This is a genomic window from Paenibacillus sp. OK060, assembly GCF_900101205.1.
In the GTDB taxonomy this organism is placed as follows: Bacteria; Bacillota; Bacilli; order Paenibacillales; family Paenibacillaceae; genus Paenibacillus; species Paenibacillus marchantiae.
The window spans coordinates 500,078-526,453 of record NZ_FNFR01000002.1 but is presented as its reverse complement, the minus strand read 5'-3'; the positions used below and the strand labels follow the sequence as shown (position 1 = coordinate 526,453).

Genomic DNA, 26,376 nt, shown 5'->3' with positions numbered 1-26,376 from the left:
CATTTAAACCGGATTTTTCCTGATTTATGATGAGAACGTCAAGAGCTCACGACGATCGACTGACGGAAAAAACGCGCATTTTTTCCGTCCTCCAGCTTTTGGAGCATGATTGCTGGACATAAGAGTACAACTTCATTTTTAAGAAAAGTCGAGGGGAGTTTGATGATGAATATAAGAAAAAAAATGGCAGCAGGGATCGCCAGCTTACTTCTTGTCTCGTTGATGGCGGGCTGTAATAGTTCTAACGACGGGGGCGGAGCTACCGACGGTGGTGCCCAGAAGAACGTTACGATCTCTTATACGATCTGGGACAAAAACCAGCAGCCGGCAATGGAGGCGATCGCCGATGCGTTCACTGAGCAGCACCCGAATATCAAGGTGAAAGTTGATGCTATTCCTTGGGGCGAATATTGGACGAAGATGTCCGCCGCAGCGCCAGCGGGAATGCTGCCTGATGTATTCTGGATGCATGGCGGTCAGTTTATGAAGTACGCAGAAGGCCAGTTCCTCGAGCCGATCACGGACAAAGTGCAGGCCAATGAAATCGATCTGAACAACTACGCGTCCAACCTCGTCTCCATCTATACGATGGACGGTCAAAACTACGGTATTCCAAAGGACTTCGATACCATTGGTCTGGCCTACAACAAGGAGCTGTTCGATCAGGCGAACATTCCTTATCCAGACGATACATGGGATTATGCCAAGCTTGCTGAAGTCGCCAAACAGCTAAGTCAGCCAGACAAGGGCATTTACGGTTTTGGCGCAAAGCTGGACACCCAAGCGGGCTATTGGAACGACATGTTAGCGAACGGTGGTTTTATTTTAAATGACGACATGACCAAATCCGGCTACGACGAATTGGCTTCGATTGAGGCACTAAAGGCCCGTTACCAGATGATTCTTGACAAGGCTTCGCCGACGCACCAGCAGATGACCGACACGGATTCGGTCGAAATGTTCAAGTCCGGCAAGCTCGCGATGATTTTCGACGGGTCCTGGGACAACGGCAATCTGGCGAGTAGTGAAATTATCAAAGGAAAGTACGATTGGGCACCCCTGCCGAAGGGGAAGGTCAAGCGTGGCAATATCATTAATGGCATCGGCAACGTCATGTCCACTAAGGGTAAGCACAAGGATGAAGCATGGCAGTTCCTGAAATTCCTCGGCTCCAAGGAGGCCGCTGAGATCACGGCAGAGATGGGTGCCGCGATTCCGGCGTTCAATAACACGCAAGACGCATGGGTGAAGAACAATCCCGATTTGAACCTGCAGGTATTTATTGATCAGGCGGCGGACGCGACTCCGTACCCGAGCGGTTCAAAATCGTACCCAGTCTGGTTCTCGAAAGAAGCAGAAATCATGTCACAGGCATGGGGCGGCGCCATTTCAATCGAAGAAGGCGCCAAGAAAGTGGCGGAAATGATGAATCAGGCGATTGAGGGCGCAAAGTAAGCGCCCTACGTCAGGCAAAATTGTCGATGGTATTCCGGTTAACGGAATACCTATGGCACAAATGAGGTGAAGGCAATGCATTCGAAAAGCAGATATATATGGGCTTATATGATGATCGCTCCGACATTGATCGGAACGCTCATTTTCTGGAGCTGGCCAGCAGTCTATTCCATCTATCTGAGCTTCCTGAAGTCCGAAAACTTCGGCCTTGTCAACCACTGGGTCGGTTGGGCCAACTACGAGAGATTATTTATGGATGAAGAGTTCTGGCAAAATCTACGTAATACGATACTTTATGTTGTGCTGTTTGTACCTACGACGATTATACTTTCGACGTTCTTCGCCGTACTGCTGAACGCTAAGATCAAGGGCCAGGCTGTCTACCGGGTCATTTATTTTCTACCGCAGGTTACGATGGCGGCCGCGGCTGCTATGGTGTGGGTCATTATTTTCGCTCAGGATTACGGACTACTAAACTCTGTACTCGGCACACACATCGCGTGGATCTCTGACAAGCGGTTCGCCATGTATGCTCTTGTCATGGTCGGTGTTTGGGGAGCGATTGGCTTTAACATGTTGCTGATCCTAGCTGGGCTTCAAGGCATTCCACGTACTCTGTATGAGGCGGCTGAGATTGATGGCGCTGTCGGCTTTCGCAAGTTTCGTTCCATTACGCTCCCGCTATTAACACCAACACTATTTTTTACGTCGATCGTGCTTGTGATCGGTGCCACACAAATTTTTGACAGTATCTATCTGATTATCGGTAAAACGAACGTTGCGCTACCGGCCGTGCGTTCTCTTGTATACGCTTATTACCAAAATTCATTTATCTATTACGATCAGAACTATGGAGCAGCGATTGTCAACATTTTGCTGGTGATCAACCTGGTTTTGACGGGTATCCAGTTCATGCTGCAAAAAAAATGGGTGATTTACGATTGAGGAGGTACAAAAGTGAGCAGAGTTGTCTCTTCGAAGCATAGAAGCAACCTTATTATTCATTTGGTTCTGATCGCTGGCGCAGCCGTCATGGTGCTTCCATTTCTCTGGATGATTCTTACGTCGCTCAAGACGACGACGGAGGCGACCCAGATTCCGATTACGATATTACCTGCCGAGCCGAGCTTGCGAGGCTATGTAGACGCCCTTAGGCAGTCGGCCTTCTTGCATTATTATGCGAATACGCTGATGGCTGCGTTCATGAAGACATTATTCCCTGTCGTCTTCAGCGCGATGGCGGCCTTTGCATTTGCACGCATTCGCTTTCCGGGTAGAGGTCTGTGTTTTTTTCTGATCATTTCGGTCATGATGATTCCCAACCCGGTGTTCTATACCCCGCAATATTTGATGATGAGCAAACTAGGATTGGTGAATACGACGACCGCACTTTGGATCACTTCGCTCGTCAGCCCATTTGCTACCTTTTTGCTGCGCCAGTTTTTCCTCGGAATCTCCAAAGAATTGGAGGAGGCGGCAGTGCTCGACGGATGCAATCCGTTCCAAATCTTTCGCTACATCATGCTGCCGCTTGTCAAGTCAGCACTGGTTGCAGTCGTCATCATCCAACTACTCTGGTCATGGAATGAACTACAGTGGCCACTTATCATCAACAGCTCACCGGAAAAATTAACGCTGTCGGCAGGCCTTGCCACACTTGTCTCCATGTTCGGTACGGATTATCCTGTATTGATGGCTGGGGCGTTCATGGCCGTTATTCCGATGCTCATACTGTTTTTTATTTTCCAACGGCGGTTTATTGAGGGTGTCGCCTTCAGTGCCAGTAAGGGATGATTTTTTGAATTACGCCGATGTAATCTGGAAAATGGATTGAGCGTACCACCACGTTTACTAAGCTTTTTGCATCAAGTAGAGACGAGGTGTGTTCTCGTTCATGCTTGGAGTTCCGAGCTGGAGAGGGGGTGAGTGAGACTGGCGAGCAAGTTCGTTGCCATATTTAATAGTTAATCTCATGCGAACAGGAGTGAAAGATGCAATGTCGAATGCAAGAATCGCAAGGCTAGGATTGATGATGGTCGTCTTTTGTCTACTTGGCTCGATAATGTTTATGAACTTCAAGCCCAACCATGCCTATGCGTCAGGGGAGTGGCAAGCCCAAACCTATGACCCGAACAAAGCAGGGCTGGAGCTAAATCCACTGAAGGGATTTTTACCCTTCTCCAAGCTTCCCTCGGAAAGTGTTGATTCGAACAACAGTTTTCCGCACAGCATGGAATGGTTCTACGTTTCACTTCGTGACCTGATGACGGATTGGAACACATACAACTGGGCACCGCTGGATGCCTATCTAAATGATATCGCTAGTCGGGGCAACCAGGCGGCTTTTCGTGTCTACGTTGACTACCCGGGGCGTACAAGCGGTATTCCGCAGTTTCTAATTAATGGCGGGCTTATGACCCGAGATTATGATCAGAACGGCAATCATGATACATCCACTCACAGTCTGGCCCCCGACTGGAACGACGCAAATCTGAATCAGGCTTTGCGACAGTTCGTCACCGCACTTGGGGCCCGCTATGATGGCGATCCTCGGATTGGCTTCCTGACAACAGGATTATACGGATTTTGGGGAGAGTGGCATACATGGCCCTACAATACAGACCCAACGAATTGGGAGATGAACCAGAGTAACCGTGACGGACTGCTTTCGGCATTCAAGAGCGCATTCCAGAAGACCCAGGTACTGGCCAGGTATCCTTATTCGGCGAGTACAGCAGATTTGAAAAACGCTTTCGGCTACCATGATGATTCTTTTTCGTACGAAACGTTGTTCGCAAATGACTGGGGATTCTGGAGTTTGATTACGCAGAACGGCCTGCAGAACATCTGGAAGACTCATCCGATTGGTGGCGAATTATACCCACCCCTCCAGCAGGATACGAGTTTTTGGCAGCACTGGCCCAACCAAAACGGTGAAGACTTCCAGACCTCAGTCGAAACGACACACGCCTCTTGACTAATGTACGATCGTGTGTACAAAAATTCTTTGCCTGACGAGACGGCTAAGCTTAATGCGCTGCGAGCTCATAAAATGCTTGGTTATACGCTGTACAATTCATCGGTGCAGCTGAGTGATTCATCGGCGTCCTCACTGCAAGTCAACGTCAAACTCCAGAACAAGGGCGTTGCTCCGTTTTACTACAATTGGGAGGTCGAGTTCGGCGTACTGAATTCCTCCGATACATGGGTTAAGTCGCTTGGCACGAAATCGTGGAATCTGAAAAGCATCTTGCCTGGAGACACGGACTATTCCTTCTCGTATAGTGCGAATCACAACCTTCCCGCAGGGGATTACAGGTTAGTCATGCGGATTGTCAATCCACTCACCGGCGGCAAGACCATTCGTTTTGCGAACACGCGTCAGGACGCGAACCTAAATGGCTGGCTAACACTGTCCGGTTTCCACGTTTCTGGGAGTGCTACGACTTCTACTTTACTGGCTGACCCGCCCGTGACGCCAGTCACACCTCCGAATTCAGGTGTTAGCGCCTATGAGGCAGAGGCAGCGGGAAACACGTTAGCAGGTTCAGCGGTCATTACGAACTGCACGACTTGCTCAGGTGGGGCAAAGGTGGGTTATTTAGGCAACGGTAGCGGCACGCTGAAGTTTAATAGTGTAACAGTGCCGTCAGCAGGCAACTACAAATTGACGATCCAGTACTTGAATGGTGAAGCGAGCCGCTCCGCCATATTAAGTGTAAATGGAGCGGCTGGTACATCGCTCAGCTTCCCAAGTTCCGGCGCTTGGACAACAGTGGCTTCACAGGAGACGACAGTACATCTGCAGGCGGGGTCCAATACGTTGCTGTTCTCACAGCCCACGGGTTATGCCCCAGATATCGACCGCATCTTAGTGAGTGTGAACCCTACCGGTTCGGGAGGGTAAAGAAGGTCAGCCATCCCTTCCAGTTAGACAGTTAAGAGAATGACTCTTACTGTTGAGTGAAGTGCACCCCTTAGAATAGACATTGGAAAAACCCCTGGGTTTGGCCGATGAAATTCTAGGGGGTGCATTTTTGTATGGCTAAAAAAGAGGCAATTCGTCTACATACTGTTGTGGGGTGGACATACCGTTTGTATGGACGTCTTCAGATGTAAGCGTGTACAATATGTAAATATATATCATTCCGTTTAAAAAATTGGGGGCTGGATATGAGGAAAACGTTATTTAATCGATTGCTGTTTTCTTATATGCCGATTTTTATTGTCGTGATCACGTTTACATTTTTTGTTTTTTTTCAGATATTAAGCGAACAAAGCCGTAAGGAGGCGCTTAACGCCAACAAAATGCTATCATTACAGGCGATGCGTCTGATCGATACTTCCCTGAAGGCGATAGACAATATGATAATGTCGGAAACCATAAATAATAAGCAGTTGATTGATTTCTTCAATAATGAAGAGAAGAATAACATTTTCATCAACATAAGCGCAGTTAAAAAAATGCAGGATATGATATCCTATTACCCCATGATTGATTCGATCTATTTTGTGCGTTATGAAGACAATTTCGTGCTCAGTAATGCGACAAGTGATCAACTTAGCAACTACAGAGACGAGCCATTTATTAAAAAGGCTATGGATCCGCTCGCACCCAAGCAATGGTCGGGCATAAGAACCTTCGAGCAGTTTTCTACAAAAGGGAGTAAGCCTGTCGTTAGTTTGGTACGGGGAGCGCCATTTATTACAGGCAAGAAAGGCATGATTGTCGTCAATGTGGCCACTGATTCGTTGCAGAACAGTATTGCTGACCTATACGATTCAAAAACAAGCTTTATCGGAATTCGGGACGCAGCGGGAAACGATTTGTTTAGTGACTTGCATTCTAAAGAGCAATCAAAGATTTTCTCCAATTATGTATCGAGCTATACCGGATGGTCCTACCAAAGCGGACTCATAAATGGAAAGTTATTCCATGTGATCTCTTCATTATATAATGTCTGGTTTATCATCGGTATCGTGACGATCGGGGGTGGTTTTGTATGGCTGCTCTATGTTACCAGACGCAATTCAAGACCGCTGGAACAGATTGTGGCGCGAATCCGCGGTTACCGTCTACCTTTGTCCAAGGAGTTGGGAGATGAATTTTCCTTCATCGAATCGGCCTTGTCCAATATTATTGAGCAATCGAATCAGTATCAGCAAAAGCACGATGAAGATCTGCATCTGCGAAAAAGGTACTTGTTCCACCAACTCATTGAAGGGGATATGGGTTTAACCTATGAGGAATGGATAGGAGAAACAAACAGTCTTCAGCTTCCATACTCGTTTAATAAACAAGTCGTACTTGTGATCGAAATGGATAAATACAGCGATTTTTGCTGCCAATACTCCCGCAGAGACCAAAACCTTCTTAAATTCGCGCTACGCAGTGTTATTCAGGAGCTTGCTCCAAAATATGGGCTCGCACTTTGGTCCGAGTGGACTTCGGCATTTCAGCTAAGCGTCATGGTATTTGTGGACAGCGAGGAGGAAGCAGATACTTCCATAACACTCAAACTTTTCGAGAGCGTTCGTGTGTGGGTACAGGAAAATCTGAAGTTTACGGTAACGGTAGGTATTGGTGAGCAGGTCGCAGAGCTTTCCAGCGTCGCAAATTCTTATAAAGAGGCACTTAGGGCGCTTAAATATAAAATAGTGTTAGGAGAAAACAGGCTCATTACTAGCGAACACATCGCAAATCACGGTCAGGTTGAGGTGTTCTCACAATTAAACGTAATTCGATCCATCATCCAGTCGTTCAGACTTCTTGAGGACGAATGGAAGACGAAGTACGACAAGCTCATGAATGAAATGAAGCTAGGATTGTTAACGAAAGATGAAATTACAAACCTGATGAATTATTTAATTTACTATTTGGGATTGGAAATCTCCGGGATGACAAAAGAGGTCCAAGAAATATGGATGGGAGATGGATTACCGAGGCTCAGTAAAATCATAGATGAGTGCCATTCACTAGAGCAAATGCGCGAAGAATCTTTGAGCGTGTTGAACAGCTTTTTCACAGATTTGAAGGAAGCGCAAAACAGGCGTCTGCATGCAGCTACCATTCGAGATATGCGGAAAATGATCGAAGAGGAGTATGCCAATCCGAACATGTCGCTTGAATATCTCAGTTCAATCTTTAACATTAATGGGAAATATGTAAGCAAGCTGTTCAGGGAAGAGACCGGACAGAAATTCGTCGACTTCTTGATTGACATCCGCCTGCAGGCCGCAAAGCGCTTGCTCACGGAAACACAAGGTTCCATGCAGGAGGTAGCTGAGAAGGTAGGTTATACAAGCGCGATCTCATTCAGCCGTGTGTTTAAGAAAGTGGTAGGCTACTCCCCAAGCGAATTTCGCGAAGAAGCAGCGCGCAGACAGATCGGTTGAATTTGGTTAACTGGTTGAAAATGGTTTGCTACGCCTGCTTACCCAGCAGTTTCATAATGTATTTCATGCAGCAGCTCCGGCTAAACACCGGAGCTGCTGCGCATTTTCAGGCGATGCGAAGACGGTTAAGTTAACGATTATTGTTTCTTGCTGCACCTCGTTATCCTACTTTACTATGTAGAATGTAAGCGCAAACAATCAGATCGAACGAAAGGAGAAGGAGCATATGTCAAGCATGCAAAAGAGAATCAGGAAATCCGAAACTTCAATGCAAGGCCAGCCACATGAACCGGCATTGCCTGACAGCAAATCATCATTACGCTTCATTGGGAAAAAAATGAAGCGTCACTGGCAGTTATACTTGGTCGTATTTCTGCCGTTGATGTATTTGGTTATTTTCAAGTATATACCTATGTCTGGCGTTGTCATTGCTTTCAAAGAGTACAACGTTATCCAAGGTATTTGGGGTAGCCCATGGGTCGGACTGAAATATTTCGAACAATTTTTTGAATCACCAAACTTTTGGCTGTATTTGAAGAACACGCTTGGCATTAATATGTACGGTTTGCTTGTTGGTTTTCCTGCTCCGATTCTATTGGCACTGGCATTAAATGAAATTCGTAACGGTTTTTTCAAAAGCAGTGTACAAATGATCACCTACGCGCCTTACTTTATTTCAACGGTTATCATGGTCTCCATTCTCATCGTAACTTTGTCACCAAGTGTTGGGATTATTAGCAAGTTCACACAACTACTCGGCATTGAAAATACAAATTTCATGGGAATTCCGAGCTTGTTCAAATCGATTTATGTCTGGTCGGATGTATGGCAATTTTCAGGTTATGGTGCGATTATCTACATTGCAGCTTTGGCAGGAGTCAACCCTGAACTATATGAATCGGCAAAAGTGGATGGTGCGTCCCGGATGCAGAAAATTATTAATATTGACTTACCGAGCCTTATCCCTGTATCCGTCATTCTGCTCATATTGAATTTAGGGAATTTCATGAAGGTTGGATTCGAAAAAGTATATTTGATGCAAAATCCCCTAAACATCAGCACTTCTGAAGTCATTTCTACCTATGTGTATAAGGTGGGACTGCTCAGCTCCAGCTTCAGCTTTTCGACTGCAATCGGTTTCTTCAACTCGATCATCAATCTGATTCTTCTTGTGAGCGTTAACTACATTGCCAAGAAGTTATCCAATTCGAGTTTATGGTAGCAGCAAATCAGCAGAAAGGAGGAACAAATATGTTCAAAGCGTCAAGGATTCGGGAATCGTATGGTGACCGTTTGTTTCTACTCGGTGTCTATGCTTTTTTGAGCGTAGTGACGATTGTCGTCCTTTTTCCGCTCATCTTTATCATTTCATCATCGTTTAGCTCACCTCAAGCCGTCGTATCCGGCAAGGTGTGGCTGTTGCCCGTCGACTTTACGCTGGAAGGCTATAAAGCGGTGTTTCGAAATCCACAAATCGTTTTCGGTTACTTGAACTCGCTCTATTATACTGTCATAGGTACAGCAGTCAACGTTGCTTTGACTGTTATGCTTGCTTATCCGCTCGCCAGAAAAACGTTCTACGGCCGTAATTTCATCATGGTCCTTCTAGTCATCACGATGATGTTCGAAGGAGGGCTTATCCCCTTATATCTCGTAGTAAAAAACCTTCATATCCTCGATACACGTTGGGCGATGATTTTGCCAGGAGCCATGGCGGTGTTTCAAGTGATTGTCGCTCGGACCTTTTTTCAGACCACGATTCCCGAGGAAATTGCGGAAGCTGCCGAACTCGATGGCTGTAGTGACATCCGGTTCATTACCAGTATGGTAATTCCGCTCTCCAAACCCATTTTGGCTGTGCTGACGTTGATGTATGCTGTGGGCCACTGGAATGCTTACTTCGATGCATTGATTTTCCTGAAATCTCCAGATTTGTTCCCGTTACAGATCGTGTTGCGTAACATTCTTATTCTAAACTCGATCGATCCGACTATGGTGACCAATGTTGATCAGATGTTGGCGCAGCAAGGATTGAAGGACTTGCTTAAATATTCACTTATCGTTGTCGCAAGTGCACCTGTCCTGATCATTTATCCGTTCGTGCAGAAGCACTTTGTTAAAGGTGTCATGATCGGTTCATTAAAAGGATAGTGACGGGGAGGTAGCTCAACCAGCATTTAAGGAGGTGAGGGGTTGAAGACCAGATAGAATGCTTCCGTAATTGAAATTAATGTTCGATAAATGGGAGGGGTCATAACTATGAAAACATGGAAAAAGTCATTCTCTTGCGTCCTCGGAGCTGCACTCTGTTTATCACTCATCTTGAGCGCCTGTAGCGGGGATTCGAGCACAACTACGAATACACCTTCTGCTAGTGCACCAGAAGCAAGCGACGTGTTTACGCCCGTTGGAGAATATCCGATTGTCAATACGCCCATGACGATCAAAATGTTTGCTCCGCAGTACGCCGTCATAGAGAATATGGAAACCAATACATTCACGAAATACCTCCAGGACAAGACGAATATTCAAATAAAATGGGATCTCGTACCCGAAAAAGCGCTAAACGACCGCAAACAATTGATGCTGGCAAGCGGTGATTATCCTGAAGTAATTTTGCATGGGAGCTTAACCAAAGAAGAGCAGATGAAGTACGGCAAAGAGGGTGTGTTTATTCCACTGAACGACTTGATTGATAAATATGCGCCTAACTTCAAAAAAGCAATGGCTGAACTGCCGTACCTGGAGAGCTCTATCACTTCACCGGACGGCAACATTTATGCACTTCCGCAAGTGAACGAGTGTTATCACTGCAACTATGCACAGAAGCTATGGATCAATCAGTCTTGGCTGGATAAGCTTGGGTTAAAAATGCCGTCAACAACGGACGAGTTTTATGAAGTGCTAAAAGCTTTTAAAGAAAATGATCCGAACGGTAATGGTATAAAAGACGAAATTCCGCTTACCGGCGCTGACGACATGTGGGCAGGGAACGTCGCTTCCTTCTTGATGAATTCGTTTATCATCGACGATCAGGTGGACAAAGACAACGGGACTTTTCTCCAGGTAAAGGACGGCAAAGTGGATTTCGTCGCCAATAAGGAAGAATGGAAGCAGGGATTATTGTACCTGAACAAGCTCTATACGGAAGGCCTGATCGATCCAGCATCATTCACACAGAACTCCGATGCCATCCAGCAGTTGGGCAACCGTCAAGACGCGAATGTAATTGGCAGCATTACAACCGCTCTAATCAGTTACGCCCACAGCCCCGATGACAAACACCCGCGTCATAAAGAGTATGTCACCGTGCCTCCCCTTAAAGGACCGAACGGTGTGCAGCAAGCAGGATACTTTGCGGGAGTAAGTGTGTCGCAGATGGCCATTACGAATAAAGCGACCGATGAACAGAAAATTGCCGCAATCCGTTTGGCCGACTATTTATATACAGAAGAAGCCATTGTGAATCAAGAGCATGGTCCAGAAGGTGAAGGATGGCGCAAAGCGGAGGATGGCGAGCTGGGTATGGACGGCAAACCGGCAACTTATGCAATTATTTCTGATGGTGAAACCAAAATTACGTATAACGATCGCTGGGATCAGCTTGGACCGTCCCTCCGCACATACCAGTATCGTGACTCATGGGCAGCTCTGCAGGATCCGCTTGCTGAAGGCGCTTACGAGGTTCGTCTGAAGCGTGAATCAGCCAAATATGAGCCGTTCCAATCGAAGGAGAATTATCCGTCCAGCGTATTCATAGCATTGGAAGACACTCAGGTTGCGGCTCAACTAAAAACATCAATCCGAGATTACGTCAAGTCAAACATGGCTCAGTTCATTACGGGCAGCAAGGACATCGAGAAAGAATGGGATTCTTATGTAAAAGGTCTGGATGGTCTGCAGCTTGGTCAGTATATAGAAATTTACCAGAAGGCAATTGATACGAAATAATTCGAAATTTCCCCTAAATAATTCTACCTTCAAGTCTGACCTGGAGGAGGAGCTGGAGGATTTCAGATTAGACTCGGAGGTGCAGTTTAAAGTGAACTGTGGTTTGCAAAACATGTTCTATAAGTATATGTGGTCGTCCAATTGGTGGAATCAGGGACGTGAAGACACGCAGGTGAAACACTTGGAACTTCGCTGCTGTAAAAATGACAGCGCCGCCTTCCAGGCATTGGTCAACTCAGATCAAGAGGATATGCTCGTTACGATTAACCGGGATGCATTGTTATGGAAGGGCGGGCCGATCAAAATCGTGCGCTGTGAGGTGGAGACGGATGCTCCCTGCAAGATCGATCTTCAGCTTATCGGGTTGATAGAGGACGATAATCGCGTTATGACTTCAGATGTTCTGCTGGATGAACCCTACCAATGGCTTAGGAAGCGTCAGATCCAACCTTTGTGGGTGGAGCTTCATGCCGATGATTCCGTTGTAAGCGGTCAATATGAAGGCAAGCTGAAATTCTACACGCATACGATGTTCGAGGATGAGGTTTTGGAGAAAGAACTGACGTTTCGTTTAACGATCAGTGAACAAGTGCTGCCAGAGCCTCAAAATTATACGTTCGTTTTGGACTTGTGGCAGCATAACTGTAATATTGCAAGAAAATATGATGTTTCCTATTGGTCCGATGAACATTTTACGCTTCTTGATTCGTATCTTCACAGCTTGTCTCAGCTCGGACAAAAGGCGTTGACGCTTGTTGTTTCAGAGGAGCCATGGAGCGGACAACGATCATTTATCGATGCTGAGCCATCCGACTTGAATGAATACAGTATCGTTCAAATCGTGAGACGGAGCGACGGTCGATTTGACTATGATTTTACGCACTTGGATCGGTATGTTGAGATAGGAGAGAAGCACGGAATATGCAAAGAAATAGAAGTATTCGGCTTGATCAATATTTGGAAGCATGAGGATGAAGGGTTTGGGGGAGTTGTGGATGATTACCCCGATGCCATTCGCGTCCGCTATTATGATGAAGAAACCGGGAGCTATAAGTTTATCCGAAATAAATCAGATCTTAGCGCTTATGTAGTGGCATTAGAGCAGCATTTTATCTCGAAAAAGTGGATTGACCGCGTTCGTGTTGTTGCGGATGAACCGGCTGATATCTGCTTATTTGAGGAAAGTTTAGCATGCTTACGCGAGATGGCGCCATCATTCCTCTATAAAGCAGCAATCAATCATACCGAATTTATTCGTAAACATATTAAAGGAATCGTTGATTATGTGCCTGTGCTTGACTGTGCTGCAGAAGAGTATGAACAGCTAGAGCAGCTAAGAAAAGAAGTGAAGGGGACATTTACATTTTACGTTTGCTGCTCGCCAGAGAAACCCAACACGTTCCTCAGTTCGCCGTCAATTGAGTCTCGGGTGATCCCTTGGCTCGCAGAAAAGCTGAAATTGGATGGCTTTCTACGGTGGAATTATACCGTGTGGCCCGACAAACCTCTGGAGAGGCTTTCCTATCGTCCTATGATTTGGAAGGCTGGGGATACCAATTTCGTTTACCCGGGAAAAAGGGGCAAACCGCTGCTTTCACTACGTTATAAGTGGCTGCAGCGAGGCATCCGCGATTATGAATATATGCAGATAGCAAAGCAGAATGGACAGGAAGAGCAGGTTGAAAAGATTCTCCAGCGAGTATTTCGATTCGATCATCCGAGAGAGCTTGCACCCTCCTCTGGCAAAACGGCCATGCAATTATACAGTTTTAATATCGAGGACTACGATCGATTATATGAGATTGAGAACGGACAAACAGAATGAACAGCTGTATTAAACAATGGGATGAGAAAGGTGTGATCATATGAATCTTGTTCAAAAATTAACGCCATCAGCCAAACAACTTGCTTTTCAAAAATGGGAATTTGGATTGTTTCTTCATTTCGGACTTCGCACCTTTTATGAAGGATATGTCGATTTCGATGAAAGGCAGATGGATCCGGCTGCTTTCAATCCTGTTGACTTAGACTGTGAGCAGTGGATCCGGTCGGCCAAAGAAGCCGGAATGAACTATGCTGTGTTAACTGCGAAGCACCATGACGGCTTTTCCAATTGGCCTTCCGACTACAGTCGATTTAGTGTGGCGGCTTCTCAGTGGAAGGGTGGGCAAGGGGATGTCATACGCGAATTTGTTGATGCTTGCCGAAAATATGATATGAAACCAGGCTTGTACTATTCACCGTATGATGGTTCAGCTGACTTTTACACCCAAGATGCGAAGGCCTACGACGATTATTTCGTCAATCAAATCACAGAGTTGCTCACGCAATATGGCGACATCGATATTCTGTGGTTTGACGGTTGTGGCTCTGAGGCACATTCATATGATTGGAAACGTATTATTGATGAAATTCGCCGCTTGCAGCCTCATATTTTAATTTTTAATATGGGTGACCCCGACTTTCGGTGGGTTGGGAACGAGGATGGTATTGCACCTATTCCATGCTGGAATGAAGTGGATTCAACGGAGTTTTCAATTTTGACAGAAAAGAAAGAGCAATTGGTTGAACACCTATGGCTGCCAGCGGAATGTGACGTCCAAATTAGGGGAGATTGGTTTTATAGCGATAGCAATGAACTTACCCTGAAAAGTACGGAAGAACTTATGGGCATTTATTATCATTCCGTTGGCCGTGGTGCAAACCTGCTCCTGAATATTGGACCGGATCGCAACGGTCTGCTTCCACAGAAAGACGTAGAGAGACTGTTGGAATTCGGATCGGAAATTCGCCGTTTCGAACGTCCATTTGCAACAATCGAGCAATGCAGAAGAATTGAAAAATCGTGGGTTTACGAGACAGAGGTGCCCCAGTTGCTCGACCACGTTATCATCCAAGAGGATCTTACAGCTGGTGAAAATATACGAAGCTTCAAGATTGACATCATTACTCAGAAGTCAAGACGACCTGTGACCATTTATGAAGGGCAACATATAGGTCATAAGGCAATTATTCGTATCCCTGCGATCAAAATTCGGGGTGTTATTGTTGAAATCATCGAAAGTGACCAAGAGGCAGTACTTCAGGAACTAAGCTTCCATCATGTTGGTGGCGGAACTCCAGATCCATTAAGCTAAATTAATATGAAAAAAAATAAGAAACAGTAACCAGAACGTGGTCGCTGTTTCTTATTTTTCATCCAAAGGAATTCAAATCTAAATAATTTGCCGCATCAAGACTTGTGATGTTCGTTATCTTTAGCATTGAGTGAAGCAATCAGTTTCTCGCCTTCGACATCAAGGTTCGGCAGAATGCGGTCCAGCCATTTGGGAAGCGCCCACGCTTTATTCCCGAAAATAGCCATGATGGCCGGGACCAATCCCATTCGAATAATGAAGGCATCGATCAAGATTCCTACAGCTAACGTAAATCCAATTTGTTTGATCATGACATCATCCGTGAAAATAAACCCTGCAAAAACAGAAACCATAATTACAGCGGCTCCAACTACGACACGACTCACTTGTTTGTACCCGTGAACGACGGATTCAGTCCCCCGATGACCATGAACATACGATTCCCGCATGGAGCTAACAAGGAAAACCTGATAATCCATTGCGAGTCCATAAAGGATACCCGTAACAATGATCGGCATAAAGCTTAGCAGCGGACCACCTGTATCGAAGCCGAAGAGAGAGTGGAGCCAGCCCCACTGAAACACAGCTGTCGTGATTCCGAACGTAGCAAGAATACTAAGAAGAAAGCCGATAGTTGCTTTGATTGGCACGATGATTGAACGAAATACCAAGAGTAGAATGATTAGGGACAACAGAATAATAATTCCTACATATATAGGGAATACCTCTGCCAGCTTGGCCGACATATCGATATTTACGGCAGTGAATCCGGTAACTCCAAGCTTAACATCATACGTCTGTGCAATACTCGACTCAGAAGAACGTAAATCATTTACCAGGTTTTTGGTGGTTTTATCATTAGGGCCAGTTTCAGGAATCAGACTAAAAATAGCCATATCCTCAGTCATGCCTAAAGGTGAAACCTGCGCAACATTCTTTTGACTTTGAAGCTCTTTCACAAGATTACCTACGAGTTCTGGAGAGACCTGCGTTGAAGAATCCTTGGGCTCAGCGACCAGAATAAGTGGTCCGTTAAAGCCTTCTCCAAAGCCTTCAGAAATTGCTTCATAACTTTGTCTTGCAGTCGTGTCCAGATTCGCTGAAGCAGCTCCAGGAATGCCCATCTCCATTTTTGTAATCGGAATTGCTGCGACACCAAGAAGTACGATGATGGCAACAATTGTGGCCCAACGATACTTGATAACGAATTTAACCCATCTGTCAGCTACGCCACGACCAGCCGCTTTGTTAGACTTGGCGCTTTTCTCACGAGCTTTAGGCGAACAGATACGCTCACCCACCAACCCGAGCAGCGCCGGTAAAAGGGTTAAGGCAACGAATACGTTGATGAGCACGGTTGCAGCAGCTACCAACGCCATTGTCGATAAGAACGTAAGACCGATTACTAGCATACCGCATAGAGCTACGATAACCGTCAAACCTGCAAAAAATACAGCACTGCCCGATGTACCAATTGCTCTGGCAGCAGCTTCTTGTGCACTCAAACGTTGATCGATAATCATCCGGCGTTGACGATTTACAATGAATAGAGCGTAATCGATTCCGACTGCTAGTCCAACCATAAGAGCCAAAACCGAAGTGACACTAGGCATTTCAATGAATTTGGAAATGGAGAATGCTCCGCCCACTCCGATGCCGACACCTAGAAGTGCAGTTACAAGAGGCAGTCCTGCCGCTACAACGGACCCAAGTGTGGCCAGCAAAACAACCGCGGCAATAACAAGTCCAACGATTTCGGCGGATCCTACACCGATGGATACGGTTTTTAGTGTTTCGCCTGGTAGGACCGTAATATTGGTTCCTTTCTCAACAGTCATGACGGAATCTATTACGGAGTCAAAAACATCCTGCGTGATAGCAGACTGCTCAATGGTAAACTGAAATTGGAACAAAGCGATTCTGCCGTCGGGAGAGAGAAGAACACCCGGCACAGGAACACCATCCACCATCAGAGGACCATAGGAGGGAGTAGCCACTGTTGCAGACTGCTCTGTATTGGAAGCCTGAGCCATCTCAGCAGTTGATCCGCTGGCTTCAGCAGCATAATCTGCAGGGTTAATCACATCTTTTATCCCGTAAACATCATTAACACCCTTTGTGATTGCTGCCAATCGTTCTGGCGTATCTAGACGCTCGTTTGGAGGTGCTTCAAACACAACACTCCCTTGACCGCCTGAGGCCGCAGGTAATTCTTTGGCTAACTGGTCCAGAACTTTTTGAGATTCTGTGCCTTCAATCTTCATTTCGGAACTGATATGCACACCATTCACACTGATCATCGAGACGACAATTCCTAAAATTAAAATCCATCCGAGTATAAAGTACCCCGGTTTGCGAAAAGCGGTTTTCCCCACTCTATATAATAATGTAGACATATCTTTGTTTTACACTCCCTCTATGGTGAATATGGATTGCTACTGTATTAGAATCCTTTGCGCAAGTGACCAAACATGTTTTCTAAAAACTCATCGAACGATACAGCCCCAGTTCTTTGGTGGTCACTTATGTTTTGTCCTGGTAACAGCACATTAAGTCTTCCGTCAATTAATGGAAGAATGGTTCCGTAGGCCGCGTTAATAAGTAGATAAGTATATACCTCGTCATCATTCCCGTTTGATAAGTCTAATAATGTCTCTTGAGCAGTCGTCTGCATTTGGTGTACTACTCCAAGGAAATGCGGTTCGAGAACAGGATATTTTTGGGAAAGTAACAGAAGTTCACGCAATCTTCCTATAAGGTCTGCTGTAAGCTGCATCTGGATTAGTTGATACAAAATGTCAAGCAAAGAGGCATTTGGTGGAATTTTGGTGATCAAATTCTCAAACTCAGTTGTGTTATTAACTGAAGTAGCTCCAATGGCTACTGCTTCTTCCTTGCATGTAAAATAGTTTGCGAAAGTTCTTCTGGAATAACCGGCTTTTTGCACGATATCTTCGACAACAAAACCGTCCAACCCATGTTCAAGTGCTAGTTCAAATGCTGTAGTCGCTAGCGCTTTTTCAGTAGCTTCTTTTTTTAAATGTCGCAGGGTTTGCTTGGCCATCAGATGCGTACACCTCCACATGCATGCTTCTGGAGAAAATAACTCTCTCGATAGTAGATTGTTTTCATTTGGTATTCACTCAACTCCTTAGTATTTACTCGAAATTATCATAACTTTAATTTGCTCATTGTGCAAATTTACTCAAGAGGCGAATTTATAGATAAGAAGATTGAGAAATAATCATTCAATAAATTCCATAAGAAAAAGAGGGGGAAAGACAAAAAAAGACAAAGAGTGGAGGATACGATTCCTCTTCTTTGTCTCTAAATGAAATTTAACTAATTGTCCCCCACATAATGAAAAGAATGAATATGTGTTTTAGATAGTTCGATTACGTTCTTGATAAACATATCACGTGATTCACGAAAATCGCTTAATATCCAATTGTTCAATATTCCAAAAAAACCGTAAGCCGTATAGTACTTAAAATACTCCATGTTAACGGGGGAATCGTTGATCGTCTCGAAGATAAACTGCTCCTCATAGATTTTCAGGATTGTCTGAGGAAAACCTGTATGCAGACCAGGTAACGTATCACCATATCGAATCAGTTCGAAGAAGTCTCGGTTTTCATAGATATAATCGATGATTTGAAAGGATTCAAAATTAAGCTTGTTGGTGTAGACCTTTTGACCATGCGAATATGGCTTGCCTACGGCGAGTCTCAAACCTTCGAGCTTCGTATTCAACAATTCTTCGGCGAGCACGAATTTATCTTGGTAGTGTAAGTAAAAAGTACTGCGATTATAACCTGCCTGATCAACGATGTCTTTGACAGAGATGGCATGATAGCCTTTTTTCTTAATGAGTTGGATCAGAGCGCTTTTAAGATGCTTTTCTGTTCGATTGCGCTGTTGAGATTTCAAAATTTGTTCATCATTCATACATAAAAACTCCTATAAAAATAGACATTGTTTCACCAAGTGTCTATGTAGTAGACATATCATCGTATCTTAATGATTGGATTGTTACAATTTTAAGCATACAATTATGTTTGTAAACGTCATATAGCACTTATGCGAATAGGTGCTATTCAAAATAGTATACTGGAGGATTTAATCATGGGCAAACTTCAAGACAAAGTGGCAGTTATTACGGGAGGGGCATCCGGAATCGGCGCAGCGACAGCACGCTTATTCGTTTCAGAAGGAGCCAAAGTGGTCTTGGTGGACCTGAATGAAGAAAAAGGTCAGGCGTTTGAGCAAGAACTGAAAGCGCTTAAAGCTGATGCTCTGTTTTTTAAAGCAAACATTACGAGTGAACAAGAGGTTGCTGAGATTTTCAAAAAAACCGTAGAGGTTTTCGGTAAAGTGGATATCGTATTTAACAATGCAGGAATCGGACGTGTTCATCCTTCGCATGAGCTTGAATATGCTGAATGGCGCAATACGGTGAATGTAGATCTGGATGGCGTATTCTTGGTCGCACGTGAAGCGATCCGAGAAATGCTCAAAATTGGCGGAGGGACTATCGTCAACACGGCTTCCATGTACGGATGGGTTGGTTCACCTGGTTCTGCAGCCTACAATGCAGCAAAAGGTGGCGTTGTGAATCTGACTCGTTCACTTGCGCTTGAGTATGCTGAGAAAAATATTCGGGTGAACGCACTTTGCCCAGGCTTCATCGATACACCGATTATTCCAGAAGAGAGCAAACAGGCTCTTTCTTCGGCAACACCAATGAAGCGGCTTGGTCAAGCAGATGAAATGGCCAAAGCCGTACTGTTCCTAGCTAGCGACGATTCATCCTATATGACAGGAAATAGTCTAATCGTGGATGGTGGATACACCGCCCAATAAGAGGAGTAAGTTACGTCCGAAAATGAGGATCTTTAACATATAGAAACGCAACAAAACCTGAAGTATTGACTTCAGGTTTTGTTGCGTTTCAGTTTAAAGTTAACCGATCCGGGAGGGATCCATAGCAATGATGTTATTGAATTTTATTGCACTTACATTATGAACGGGCGATAATCGATCTAATTAAGAATGGTAGAATCTTTTATGAAAGCGTTTTAAAAAAAAGATGGTTAGAGAGCTGAAAGGGGAACGAGGATGCTTAGGGTGCTTATAGCAGAGAATGAACCGTGGATAAGGGCGGCTATCGTGGAAATGGTAGAAAGCATTGGTCATGGCATTGAAGTAGTCGGTGAGGCTACAAACGGTCTGGAAGCCTGGTTTATGATACAGCAACTGTGGCCGACAGTACTTATTACCGATATTATGATGCCCGAGATGGATGGGCTCGAATTAATTCAAAACATAGAGGAAGAAAAAATACCAATGGCCACCATCATTATTAGTGGTTACGATAATTTTCATTACGCACAAAAAGCAATTCGATACGGCGTCACAGAGTATTTGTTAAAACCTATTCAGATGGAGTTGTTGAAATCAACCTTGTTAAGAACGATGGAAAAGCTAACGGCTATATCGGAAATGAATCATCATCTGATTCGGATCCAAACTTTTTTTGAGACCGTGAACGAATTGGAACCCATCGTGGGTATGAAAAAATTCAGTGAATTACTGGATGCCATTTTCAAGTTGAAAACAGTCAATCATGGGGCATATCTCAGCTTTTTGCGAATTGTGCAAACGCAACTCAGTGATTTATGGACAGCGACGACTGGAATATCCCGTGAGCTAATCAATGATTTTAAAAGTATGAATGATCAAATGATCCGCCGCCACCTTAGTCAGATGCTGGAATCATGGTTTTTACAGCCGGATCTTAACCGAAAAGAGCATCGTCAACTCGTCACACGCGCTTGCGAATATATTCAATCGCATTACAAAGATGATATTTCCCTTATGGAGATGGCCGCGTATTCTGCGGTGAGTGTCTCCCACTTCAGTCTTTTATTCAAACAATATACTGGAGAATCACTAGTTTCTTATATCAATAACGTAAGGATAGAAAAAGCAAAGAAGCTGCTGCTGAATACCAATGATAAAGTTTATATGATAGCTGAGAATACGGGCTTCTCTAGTCAACCTTACTTTATACGCGTGTTTAAGAGCCTTACTGGCATGACTCCAAGCGAGTATCGGAAACGGATGGGAGGGTGAGCATTGAAGACGTTACTCAGTAGGTTTACACTAAACCAAAAAATGATTGTTGCTTTTATTGGCGTTGCCTTACTTTCAGTACTTGTAATGAATTTTTTATCTAACTTATATTACGGCAGGGCAACTGAAAAAGACTTTTATAATATAGCCGAGGGAACAACCGTTAGCCTTAATCACCAGTTGGATATTTACTTTCAACAAATGGCGAAATCAACGTATACCATGATTGCCGGTCCGCTGCGTTATACCAGTCCCTTATCTGACAATGAAGATTCTGGGCTCATTCAAGAGTGGCTACGGAGTTCCGATCTAAGCACGGAAAAACAAAGAGTCATTAAGGACATTTTAAACAAATACATCTCTTTCAATTATCCGGAAATAGACAACATGTACTTGATGTCATTGGATGATCGAGTGCTACAAGCGCAAGGGAACACCTCTAAAGATGTTGTTGAGACACAGCCATGGTATGGTTTGGATTTTACGGAACATCTACAATTACAGCCCACCTTTTATGTAAAAGGAACCTCTTATCCTGTCTTATCACTCATTATTCCTATTTACGACGTTGAAAACGTAGGGTTGGCGGGAAAGCTCATTATCAATATGAGATTAAGCGAAATCGAGGAAATCATCGGAAAAATGCGCATTGGGCAGACGGGTTATATGTTTATTGTGTCCGAGGATAATTCGGTTGTTTATCATTCCGATTCCTCTTATTTGTCGTTACCAATAGAGAAAACGGGATTGGAAGGATTATCGTTAGGACACAAAAACGAGATCCAAAATTGGAATGGTGAAAAGTACTTACATTCTTACAGTGTATCAGAATTAACCGGCTGGAAGACAGTCGCAATCGTGCCGTTAGATGAAATGGCCTCTGGGCAGCAAATTGCGCGTAACTCGGCGATTATCGCAATGGCTGTGCTTGCTCTGCTTATCTTTGTAACTGTACCGATTCTGGCTACCAGATTTGTTAAGCCGATTACTCAGTTGAAAGCAGCTATGGACAAAGTGCAGAAAGGCGATTTGACAGTCCAGACGAACGTAAAACCTGGGCGTGATGAAATTCAGTTGTTAAATTTGAGTTTTAACCGGATGACCAAAAGACTGGATGAATTAGTGAAGACCGTTACCCAGATGGAAATAAAAGAAGTGGAGCTTCAGCTAATGCAGAAAGAGGCTGTCATCCGAGCGTTACAAAATCAAATTAACCCGCACCTTCTCTACAATACCCTGGACATTATTAAAAGCATTGCTTTCCTGGAAGGTTCCTCACGCGTAGAGCGTATGGCAGATAATTTGGCGTCATTATATCGGTATACGGCCAGATTTGATCAAACAGAAGTAAGTTTAAGCGAAGAACTTGAACAACTATCTAAGTACTTGGATATTATTCACGTCAGATATTCAAAACATTTTGAGAGCAAGCTTTATGTGGATTCCAAGTATCTTGGCATTCGCATCGTCAAATTAACGTTGCAACCGATTGTGGAAAATGCTGTCAAATACGCTGTAGAGCCGAGAAACGGTAAAGCAGCGGTTATCGTCAGTGCATATCCCGACAAAGGGGATTTGATTATTGAAATAGTGGATAACGGACAAGGGATAGAGGAAGAACTTCTGAGCAAACTGCAGCAGGAATTAGCTGATATAACGTATTCAACCGGAAATAACATATCAAAAAAAGACTCGCTTGGACTTGTCAATATTCATAACAGGTTGGTGTTGGTTTACGGAAAAGGTTATGGCGTTCATCTCAGTTCTTTTCCAGGGAAAGGAACTGTGGTATCCATTCGGTTGCCATTTGGATAATCAAATAAAAAGAAAATCAGATAACATATCGTTGGATTGTGCAATTTTCGATATTTTTGAAAGCGTATACTTAAGTCTGTAAAGAACATTGGTAAAGGAGGACGCATATGAACCACAAGGTAATCACAACTATAGTGGCCATTATTTTAGTGATGAGCCTTATAGCAGGATGTTCCGGGAGTAGCGTCAATCAAGAAGGTTCAAACGAACAAGCTGCTGGGGAAAAGCTGACGATTAACATGGCAGTGCAGTATTGGAGTGGATCGAAGTGGGCAGCAGATCATCCCACCATTCAGTATTTGAATGAAAAATTTAATATCGATTTAAAACTGCAATTTATTAATGGTCCTGAATATGCAGAGAAGTTAAAGGTAATGGCAGCTTCTGGGAACCTTCCTGATTTCTATCGGGTTGACCCAGATACGTATCTGAAATGGCAGGGTGAAGGAGCTTTCGTTGATCTTAAGCCATTACTCCCGAACTATTCTAACTTGAGCGAGGCTTTTCCTGCTGATGATCCGGCCGTGACTATCCTTAATCCGATAGACAAAAATTACGGACTGCCAGAAATATCGTGGCTTGCGCGGGACACCATCCAAGTCCGTAAAGATTGGTTAGAACAATTGGGGATACCCGTACCGGATGAAGAACATTTCACCGTTGACCAATTTTATGAAATAGCGAAGGCATTTGTACAGGAAGATCCCGATGGGAATAACCAAAAGGATACGATAGGCTTCTCAAAGGACAATTTGGCATTGAAAAGCGCCTTTGGGCTTGCTAACGAATGGATTGAAAAAGACGGACAACTGATACCACCGCAAGTGCAAATTGAAGAACAAAAAGCCTATCTCGCTTTCATGCGCAAAGCATATGAGGAAGGCGTGTTAGATCAAGATTTCGCGTTGCGTAAATCCAGTGATATTGAGGAACTCCATAAAAGCAATAAACTTGGGTTGTTTACTTATCACAACAACTATCCGGATCTCGTAAGGCAAATTAAAAATAATTTCCCGGACTCGAACCCCGAAATTGTACCTTTGGCTCCGCCGATTGGACCAGAAGGTCAGCGCGGTAATTTGAATTGGACCGTCGGCACCAATAAACAGGTAATCAACGCGAAGGCCAGTAAGGAAAAGCAAGACCGTATTCTGCAAATTCTGGATTGGTGGGTAACGGATGAAGGTACAACTGTCATGAAAAATGGAATTGAAGGTATCCATTATGTGAAAAAGGAAGATGGAAGCTATGAAGTTACGGATCGGTGGGAGCCTGAAATGCCGCGTTATTTAAACAGTAGTTTGTTTAAACGTCCAGGGACGGATTTCAATTTGTATCTGTGGACCGATGAAGAGGAAATGAAACGAAATGAACAATATGCGGAAAACGTGTTGAAATACCAATGGCCTAATGCGGCACCCGGGATTGAATATTATTCGGATACCGCAAAGACGAAGCTTGCGAATTTAAATTTGAAATTCGAAGAGGCGGCATCCAAAATTATCGTAGGAAGAGCTCCCATTGACAGTATTGCAGATGCTTCGGCTGAATGGCTCGCCAATGGTGGTCAAAACATCATAGACGAAGTCAATGAAGCCGCCGCCAAATGACCAGATGAATTAATGGAAGCAGTTCGCAGGAGGAGCAAACGCAATGAATAATCAGGAAATCAGACATTCAGCATCAAGATACGGAGTGTTTTCTCAATCCAGCAAGTTTAAGCGTTATTTGATTCGAGCATTTCCCATCTATGTGATGATCCTGCCAGGTTTGCTTTACTTTTTAATTTTCCGCTATGGTCCGATGGGGGGCATTCTCATTGCCTTTAAGTCCTACAGTCCCTTCAAAGGGGTATGGGGAAGCGAATGGGTAGGTATGGATCATTTTGTACGCCTCTTCACTGAGAAGGATTTTCTTCTGCTACTGCAAAATACACTCTTCCTCAATCTACTTGACGTGCTCGTTGCATTCCCGGCTCCCATCATAGTAGCCATATTGTTAAACGAAGTGAGAAATCGATTTTTCAAAAACACGGTTCAAACGATTTTATACGCCCCACATTTTTTATCTTGGGTGGTCATAGTCGGAATTACGGTACTGCTATTTAGTACACAGGATGGCGGGATCAACCAATTGTTAAACAGTTTGGGCTTAAGCCGTATTGAACTGTTGACTGATCCTCAATATTTCCGGTTGGTTTGGTTATTCCAAAATATTTGGCAAAGCGCTGGCTTCGGAGCAATCATTTATTTAGCTTCGCTCGCCGCCGTTGACCCCACATTGTATGAGGCCGCAAAGGTGGATGGTGCAGGAAAGATGCGCCAAATATGGCATATAACTCTTCCTGCGCTGAAGTCCGTCATATTGATTATGCTCATATTACGGCTTGGCAGCTTTATCGACATTGGATTTGAGCATGTTTTTCTCTTGCAAAACTCGCTGAATTTAAGTGTTTCTGACGTGTTCGATACCTATGTGTACCGACAGGGTCTCGTGCAGGGCGACTTCAGCTACTCGTCAGCCATTGGTCTGTTCAAGTCGGTTGTCGGGATTGTAATGGTCGTTACGGCAAATACGATCGCCAAACGTCTTGGAGAGGAAGGGGTTTACTGATGAATGCAAGATTAACGGTTGGAGAAAAAGTATTTAGAACGGTTATATATATCTTGCTGCTGCTTGCCTCTGTCTTTATTCTTCTGCCGCTCCTTTACGTCACCGTCACTTCATTTGCACCACAAAGCGATTATTACTCAAGGGGCTTCTTTCTCTTACCAAGTAAATGGACCTTCGAGGCGTATCAATATTTGCTGTATAATCCTGGTTTCCTTGATGCTTTTAAAAATTCGGTCATTATTACAGTGGTCGGTACATTTATCAATATTACAGTCACTTCGCTGATGGCCTATGGGTTATCCGTGCAATGGTTAAAAGGCAGAACAGTAATCAACTTTATGGTGCTCTTTACAATGTTGTTCGGTGGAGGCTTGATTCCCACTTACCTGGTGGTCAATGGGTTGGGGTTAGTAGATACCTTTTGGGCTATTTGGCTTCCCGCAGCGGTTTCTCCTTTCAATGTAATTGTCATGCGCAGTTTTTTTGGTTCGATTCCCATGGAATTGAAGGAATCAGCACGCATTGATGGCTGTGGGGAATGGCGTTTACTCGGTACGATCATTCTTCCTCTAGCCAAGCCCGCGATTGCGACATTTACATTGTTTTATATGGTAGGAAACTGGAATACCTATTTCTCGGCAATTATTTACTTCAATGATAATTCGAAATGGCCGCTCCAAGTCTTCTTGCGACAGATGTTAATCATTAATGATGAACAGATCGGTCAATTGGCTGAGCCGATATTCTCATATACGCCATCGGCTCGGATGGCTGCGATTCTGATAACGGCATTACCATTGCTGATCGTTTATCCCTTTTTGCAAAAGCACTTCGCACAGGGGATGCTGTTAGGTTCGGTCAAAGGATAATGTGT

The 26,376-nt window shown here is 44.3% G+C and carries 20 protein-coding genes; 17 read left to right on the top strand and 3 right to left on the bottom strand.

Features of this window, described 5'->3' with window-relative positions:
• The first annotated feature begins 165 nt into the window (after window positions 1-165).
• From BLS14_RS08570 to BLS14_RS08520, 11 genes are all read left to right on the top strand, one after another.
• Window positions 166-1,455, top strand: a complete 1,290-nt coding sequence (locus BLS14_RS08570) for an ABC transporter substrate-binding protein (protein ID WP_256336295.1) — start codon at window positions 166-168, stop codon at window positions 1,453-1,455.
• Between the two features lie 75 nt (window positions 1,456-1,530).
• Window positions 1,531-2,400 (top strand): carbohydrate ABC transporter permease, encoded by an 870-nt coding sequence (locus tag BLS14_RS08565; protein ID WP_090806989.1) that lies wholly within the window; start codon window positions 1,531-1,533, stop codon window positions 2,398-2,400.
• Window positions 2,401-2,412: 12 nt separating this feature from the next.
• Window positions 2,413-3,249 carry a carbohydrate ABC transporter permease gene (locus BLS14_RS08560; protein ID WP_063562739.1) on the top strand — a complete coding sequence of 279 codons (837 nt, stop codon included), beginning with the start codon at window positions 2,413-2,415 and terminating at the stop codon, window positions 3,247-3,249.
• Between the two features lie 202 nt (window positions 3,250-3,451).
• Window positions 3,452-4,432, top strand: coding sequence for a hypothetical protein (locus tag BLS14_RS08555; protein WP_090951080.1), 981 nt, complete (start codon window positions 3,452-3,454; stop codon window positions 4,430-4,432).
• Window positions 4,433-4,435: 3 nt separating this feature from the next.
• Window positions 4,436-5,362 carry a CBM35 domain-containing protein gene (locus tag BLS14_RS08550; RefSeq protein ID WP_090951078.1) on the top strand — a complete coding sequence of 309 codons (927 nt, stop codon included), beginning with the start codon at window positions 4,436-4,438 and terminating at the stop codon, window positions 5,360-5,362.
• A 266-nt stretch (window positions 5,363-5,628) separates the two neighbouring features.
• Window positions 5,629-7,851, top strand: a complete 2,223-nt coding sequence (locus BLS14_RS08545) for a helix-turn-helix domain-containing protein (RefSeq protein ID WP_090951075.1) — start codon at window positions 5,629-5,631, stop codon at window positions 7,849-7,851.
• Between the two features lie 235 nt (window positions 7,852-8,086).
• Window positions 8,087-9,073 (top strand): ABC transporter permease, encoded by a 987-nt coding sequence (locus BLS14_RS08540; protein ID WP_371121624.1) that lies wholly within the window; start codon window positions 8,087-8,089, stop codon window positions 9,071-9,073.
• 29 nt (window positions 9,074-9,102) lie between these two features.
• Window positions 9,103-10,002, top strand: coding sequence for a carbohydrate ABC transporter permease (locus tag BLS14_RS08535; protein WP_063562736.1), 900 nt, complete (start codon window positions 9,103-9,105; stop codon window positions 10,000-10,002).
• A 108-nt stretch (window positions 10,003-10,110) separates the two neighbouring features.
• The gene (locus tag BLS14_RS08530; protein WP_176854438.1) at window positions 10,111-11,802 is read left to right on the top strand and encodes an ABC transporter substrate-binding protein; all 1,692 of its coding nucleotides are present in this window, start codon (window positions 10,111-10,113) and stop codon (window positions 11,800-11,802) included.
• A gap of 79 nt (window positions 11,803-11,881) precedes the next feature.
• On the top strand, window positions 11,882-13,627 hold the full coding sequence (locus BLS14_RS08525; protein WP_256336293.1) for a DUF4091 domain-containing protein: 1,746 nt from the start codon (window positions 11,882-11,884) through the stop codon (window positions 13,625-13,627).
• Window positions 13,628-13,667: 40 nt separating this feature from the next.
• Window positions 13,668-14,939, top strand: coding sequence for an alpha-L-fucosidase (locus tag BLS14_RS08520; RefSeq protein WP_090806981.1), 1,272 nt, complete (start codon window positions 13,668-13,670; stop codon window positions 14,937-14,939).
• Between the two features lie 95 nt (window positions 14,940-15,034).
• Here the strand turns inward: BLS14_RS08520 and BLS14_RS08515 are convergent, their stop codons facing one another.
• The 3 genes from BLS14_RS08515 to BLS14_RS08505 form a co-directional block, all read right to left on the bottom strand.
• Window positions 15,035-17,335: an MMPL family transporter gene (locus tag BLS14_RS08515; RefSeq protein ID WP_090951067.1), complete on the bottom strand. Its 2,301-nt coding sequence runs from the start codon at window positions 17,333-17,335 to the stop codon at window positions 15,035-15,037.
• Between the two features lie 47 nt (window positions 17,336-17,382).
• A complete protein-coding gene (locus BLS14_RS08510; protein ID WP_063562732.1) occupies window positions 17,383-18,003 on the bottom strand; it encodes a TetR/AcrR family transcriptional regulator in 621 nt (206 codons plus the stop codon).
• A gap of 278 nt (window positions 18,004-18,281) precedes the next feature.
• Window positions 18,282-18,887 carry a TetR/AcrR family transcriptional regulator gene (locus tag BLS14_RS08505; protein ID WP_079693860.1) on the bottom strand — a complete coding sequence of 202 codons (606 nt, stop codon included), beginning with the start codon at window positions 18,885-18,887 and terminating at the stop codon, window positions 18,282-18,284.
• A 177-nt stretch (window positions 18,888-19,064) separates the two neighbouring features.
• Here BLS14_RS08505 and BLS14_RS08500 point away from each other — a divergent pair, with 177 nt between their 5' ends.
• The 6 genes from BLS14_RS08500 (at window position 19,065) to BLS14_RS08475 (ending at window position 26,371) form a co-directional block, all read left to right on the top strand.
• Window positions 19,065-19,802, top strand: a complete 738-nt coding sequence (locus tag BLS14_RS08500) for an SDR family NAD(P)-dependent oxidoreductase (RefSeq protein ID WP_072733222.1) — start codon at window positions 19,065-19,067, stop codon at window positions 19,800-19,802.
• Window positions 19,803-20,057: 255 nt separating this feature from the next.
• On the top strand, window positions 20,058-21,074 hold the full coding sequence (locus tag BLS14_RS08495; protein WP_063562729.1) for a response regulator transcription factor: 1,017 nt from the start codon (window positions 20,058-20,060) through the stop codon (window positions 21,072-21,074).
• Between the two features lie 3 nt (window positions 21,075-21,077).
• Window positions 21,078-22,889, top strand: a complete 1,812-nt coding sequence (locus tag BLS14_RS08490; protein WP_063562728.1) for a cache domain-containing sensor histidine kinase — start codon at window positions 21,078-21,080, stop codon at window positions 22,887-22,889.
• 107 nt (window positions 22,890-22,996) lie between these two features.
• Window positions 22,997-24,499 carry an extracellular solute-binding protein gene (locus tag BLS14_RS08485; protein ID WP_063562727.1) on the top strand — a complete coding sequence of 501 codons (1,503 nt, stop codon included), beginning with the start codon at window positions 22,997-22,999 and terminating at the stop codon, window positions 24,497-24,499.
• 43 nt (window positions 24,500-24,542) lie between these two features.
• Window positions 24,543-25,502, top strand: coding sequence for an ABC transporter permease (locus tag BLS14_RS08480; RefSeq protein WP_090951064.1), 960 nt, complete (start codon window positions 24,543-24,545; stop codon window positions 25,500-25,502).
• Window positions 25,502-26,371: a carbohydrate ABC transporter permease gene (locus tag BLS14_RS08475; RefSeq protein ID WP_063562726.1), complete on the top strand. Its 870-nt coding sequence runs from the start codon at window positions 25,502-25,504 to the stop codon at window positions 26,369-26,371. Before BLS14_RS08480 ends, BLS14_RS08475 begins: the two co-directional genes overlap by 1 nt.
• Window positions 26,372-26,376: the final 5 nt, after the last annotated feature.

Bases quoted from the DNA above. Each gene is read 5' to 3' on its own strand.
- BLS14_RS08570 (WP_256336295.1), top strand. From the start codon at position 166: ATGAATATAAGAAAAAAAATGGCAGCAGGGATCGCCAGCTTACTTCTT.
- BLS14_RS08565 (WP_090806989.1), top strand. From the start codon at position 1,531: ATGCATTCGAAAAGCAGATATATATGGGCTTATATGATGATCGCTCCG.
- BLS14_RS08555 (WP_090951080.1), top strand. From the start codon at position 3,452: ATGTCGAATGCAAGAATCGCAAGGCTAGGATTGATGATGGTCGTCTTT.
- BLS14_RS08550 (WP_090951078.1), top strand. From the start codon at position 4,436: ATGTACGATCGTGTGTACAAAAATTCTTTGCCTGACGAGACGGCTAAG.
- BLS14_RS08545 (WP_090951075.1), top strand. From the start codon at position 5,629: ATGAGGAAAACGTTATTTAATCGATTGCTGTTTTCTTATATGCCGATT.
- BLS14_RS08540 (WP_371121624.1), top strand. From the start codon at position 8,087: ATGCAAAAGAGAATCAGGAAATCCGAAACTTCAATGCAAGGCCAGCCA.
- BLS14_RS08535 (WP_063562736.1), top strand. From the start codon at position 9,103: ATGTTCAAAGCGTCAAGGATTCGGGAATCGTATGGTGACCGTTTGTTT.
- BLS14_RS08530 (WP_176854438.1), top strand. From the start codon at position 10,111: ATGAAAACATGGAAAAAGTCATTCTCTTGCGTCCTCGGAGCTGCACTC.
- BLS14_RS08520 (WP_090806981.1), top strand. From the start codon at position 13,668: ATGAATCTTGTTCAAAAATTAACGCCATCAGCCAAACAACTTGCTTTT.
- BLS14_RS08515 (WP_090951067.1), bottom strand. From the start codon at position 17,335: ATGTCTACATTATTATATAGAGTGGGGAAAACCGCTTTTCGCAAACCG.
- BLS14_RS08510 (WP_063562732.1), bottom strand. From the start codon at position 18,003: ATGGCCAAGCAAACCCTGCGACATTTAAAAAAAGAAGCTACTGAAAAA.
- BLS14_RS08505 (WP_079693860.1), bottom strand. From the start codon at position 18,887: ATGAATGATGAACAAATTTTGAAATCTCAACAGCGCAATCGAACAGAA.
- BLS14_RS08500 (WP_072733222.1), top strand. From the start codon at position 19,065: ATGGGCAAACTTCAAGACAAAGTGGCAGTTATTACGGGAGGGGCATCC.
- BLS14_RS08495 (WP_063562729.1), top strand. From the start codon at position 20,058: ATGCTTAGGGTGCTTATAGCAGAGAATGAACCGTGGATAAGGGCGGCT.
- BLS14_RS08485 (WP_063562727.1), top strand. From the start codon at position 22,997: ATGAACCACAAGGTAATCACAACTATAGTGGCCATTATTTTAGTGATG.
- BLS14_RS08480 (WP_090951064.1), top strand. From the start codon at position 24,543: ATGAATAATCAGGAAATCAGACATTCAGCATCAAGATACGGAGTGTTT.
- BLS14_RS08475 (WP_063562726.1), top strand. From the start codon at position 25,502: ATGAATGCAAGATTAACGGTTGGAGAAAAAGTATTTAGAACGGTTATA.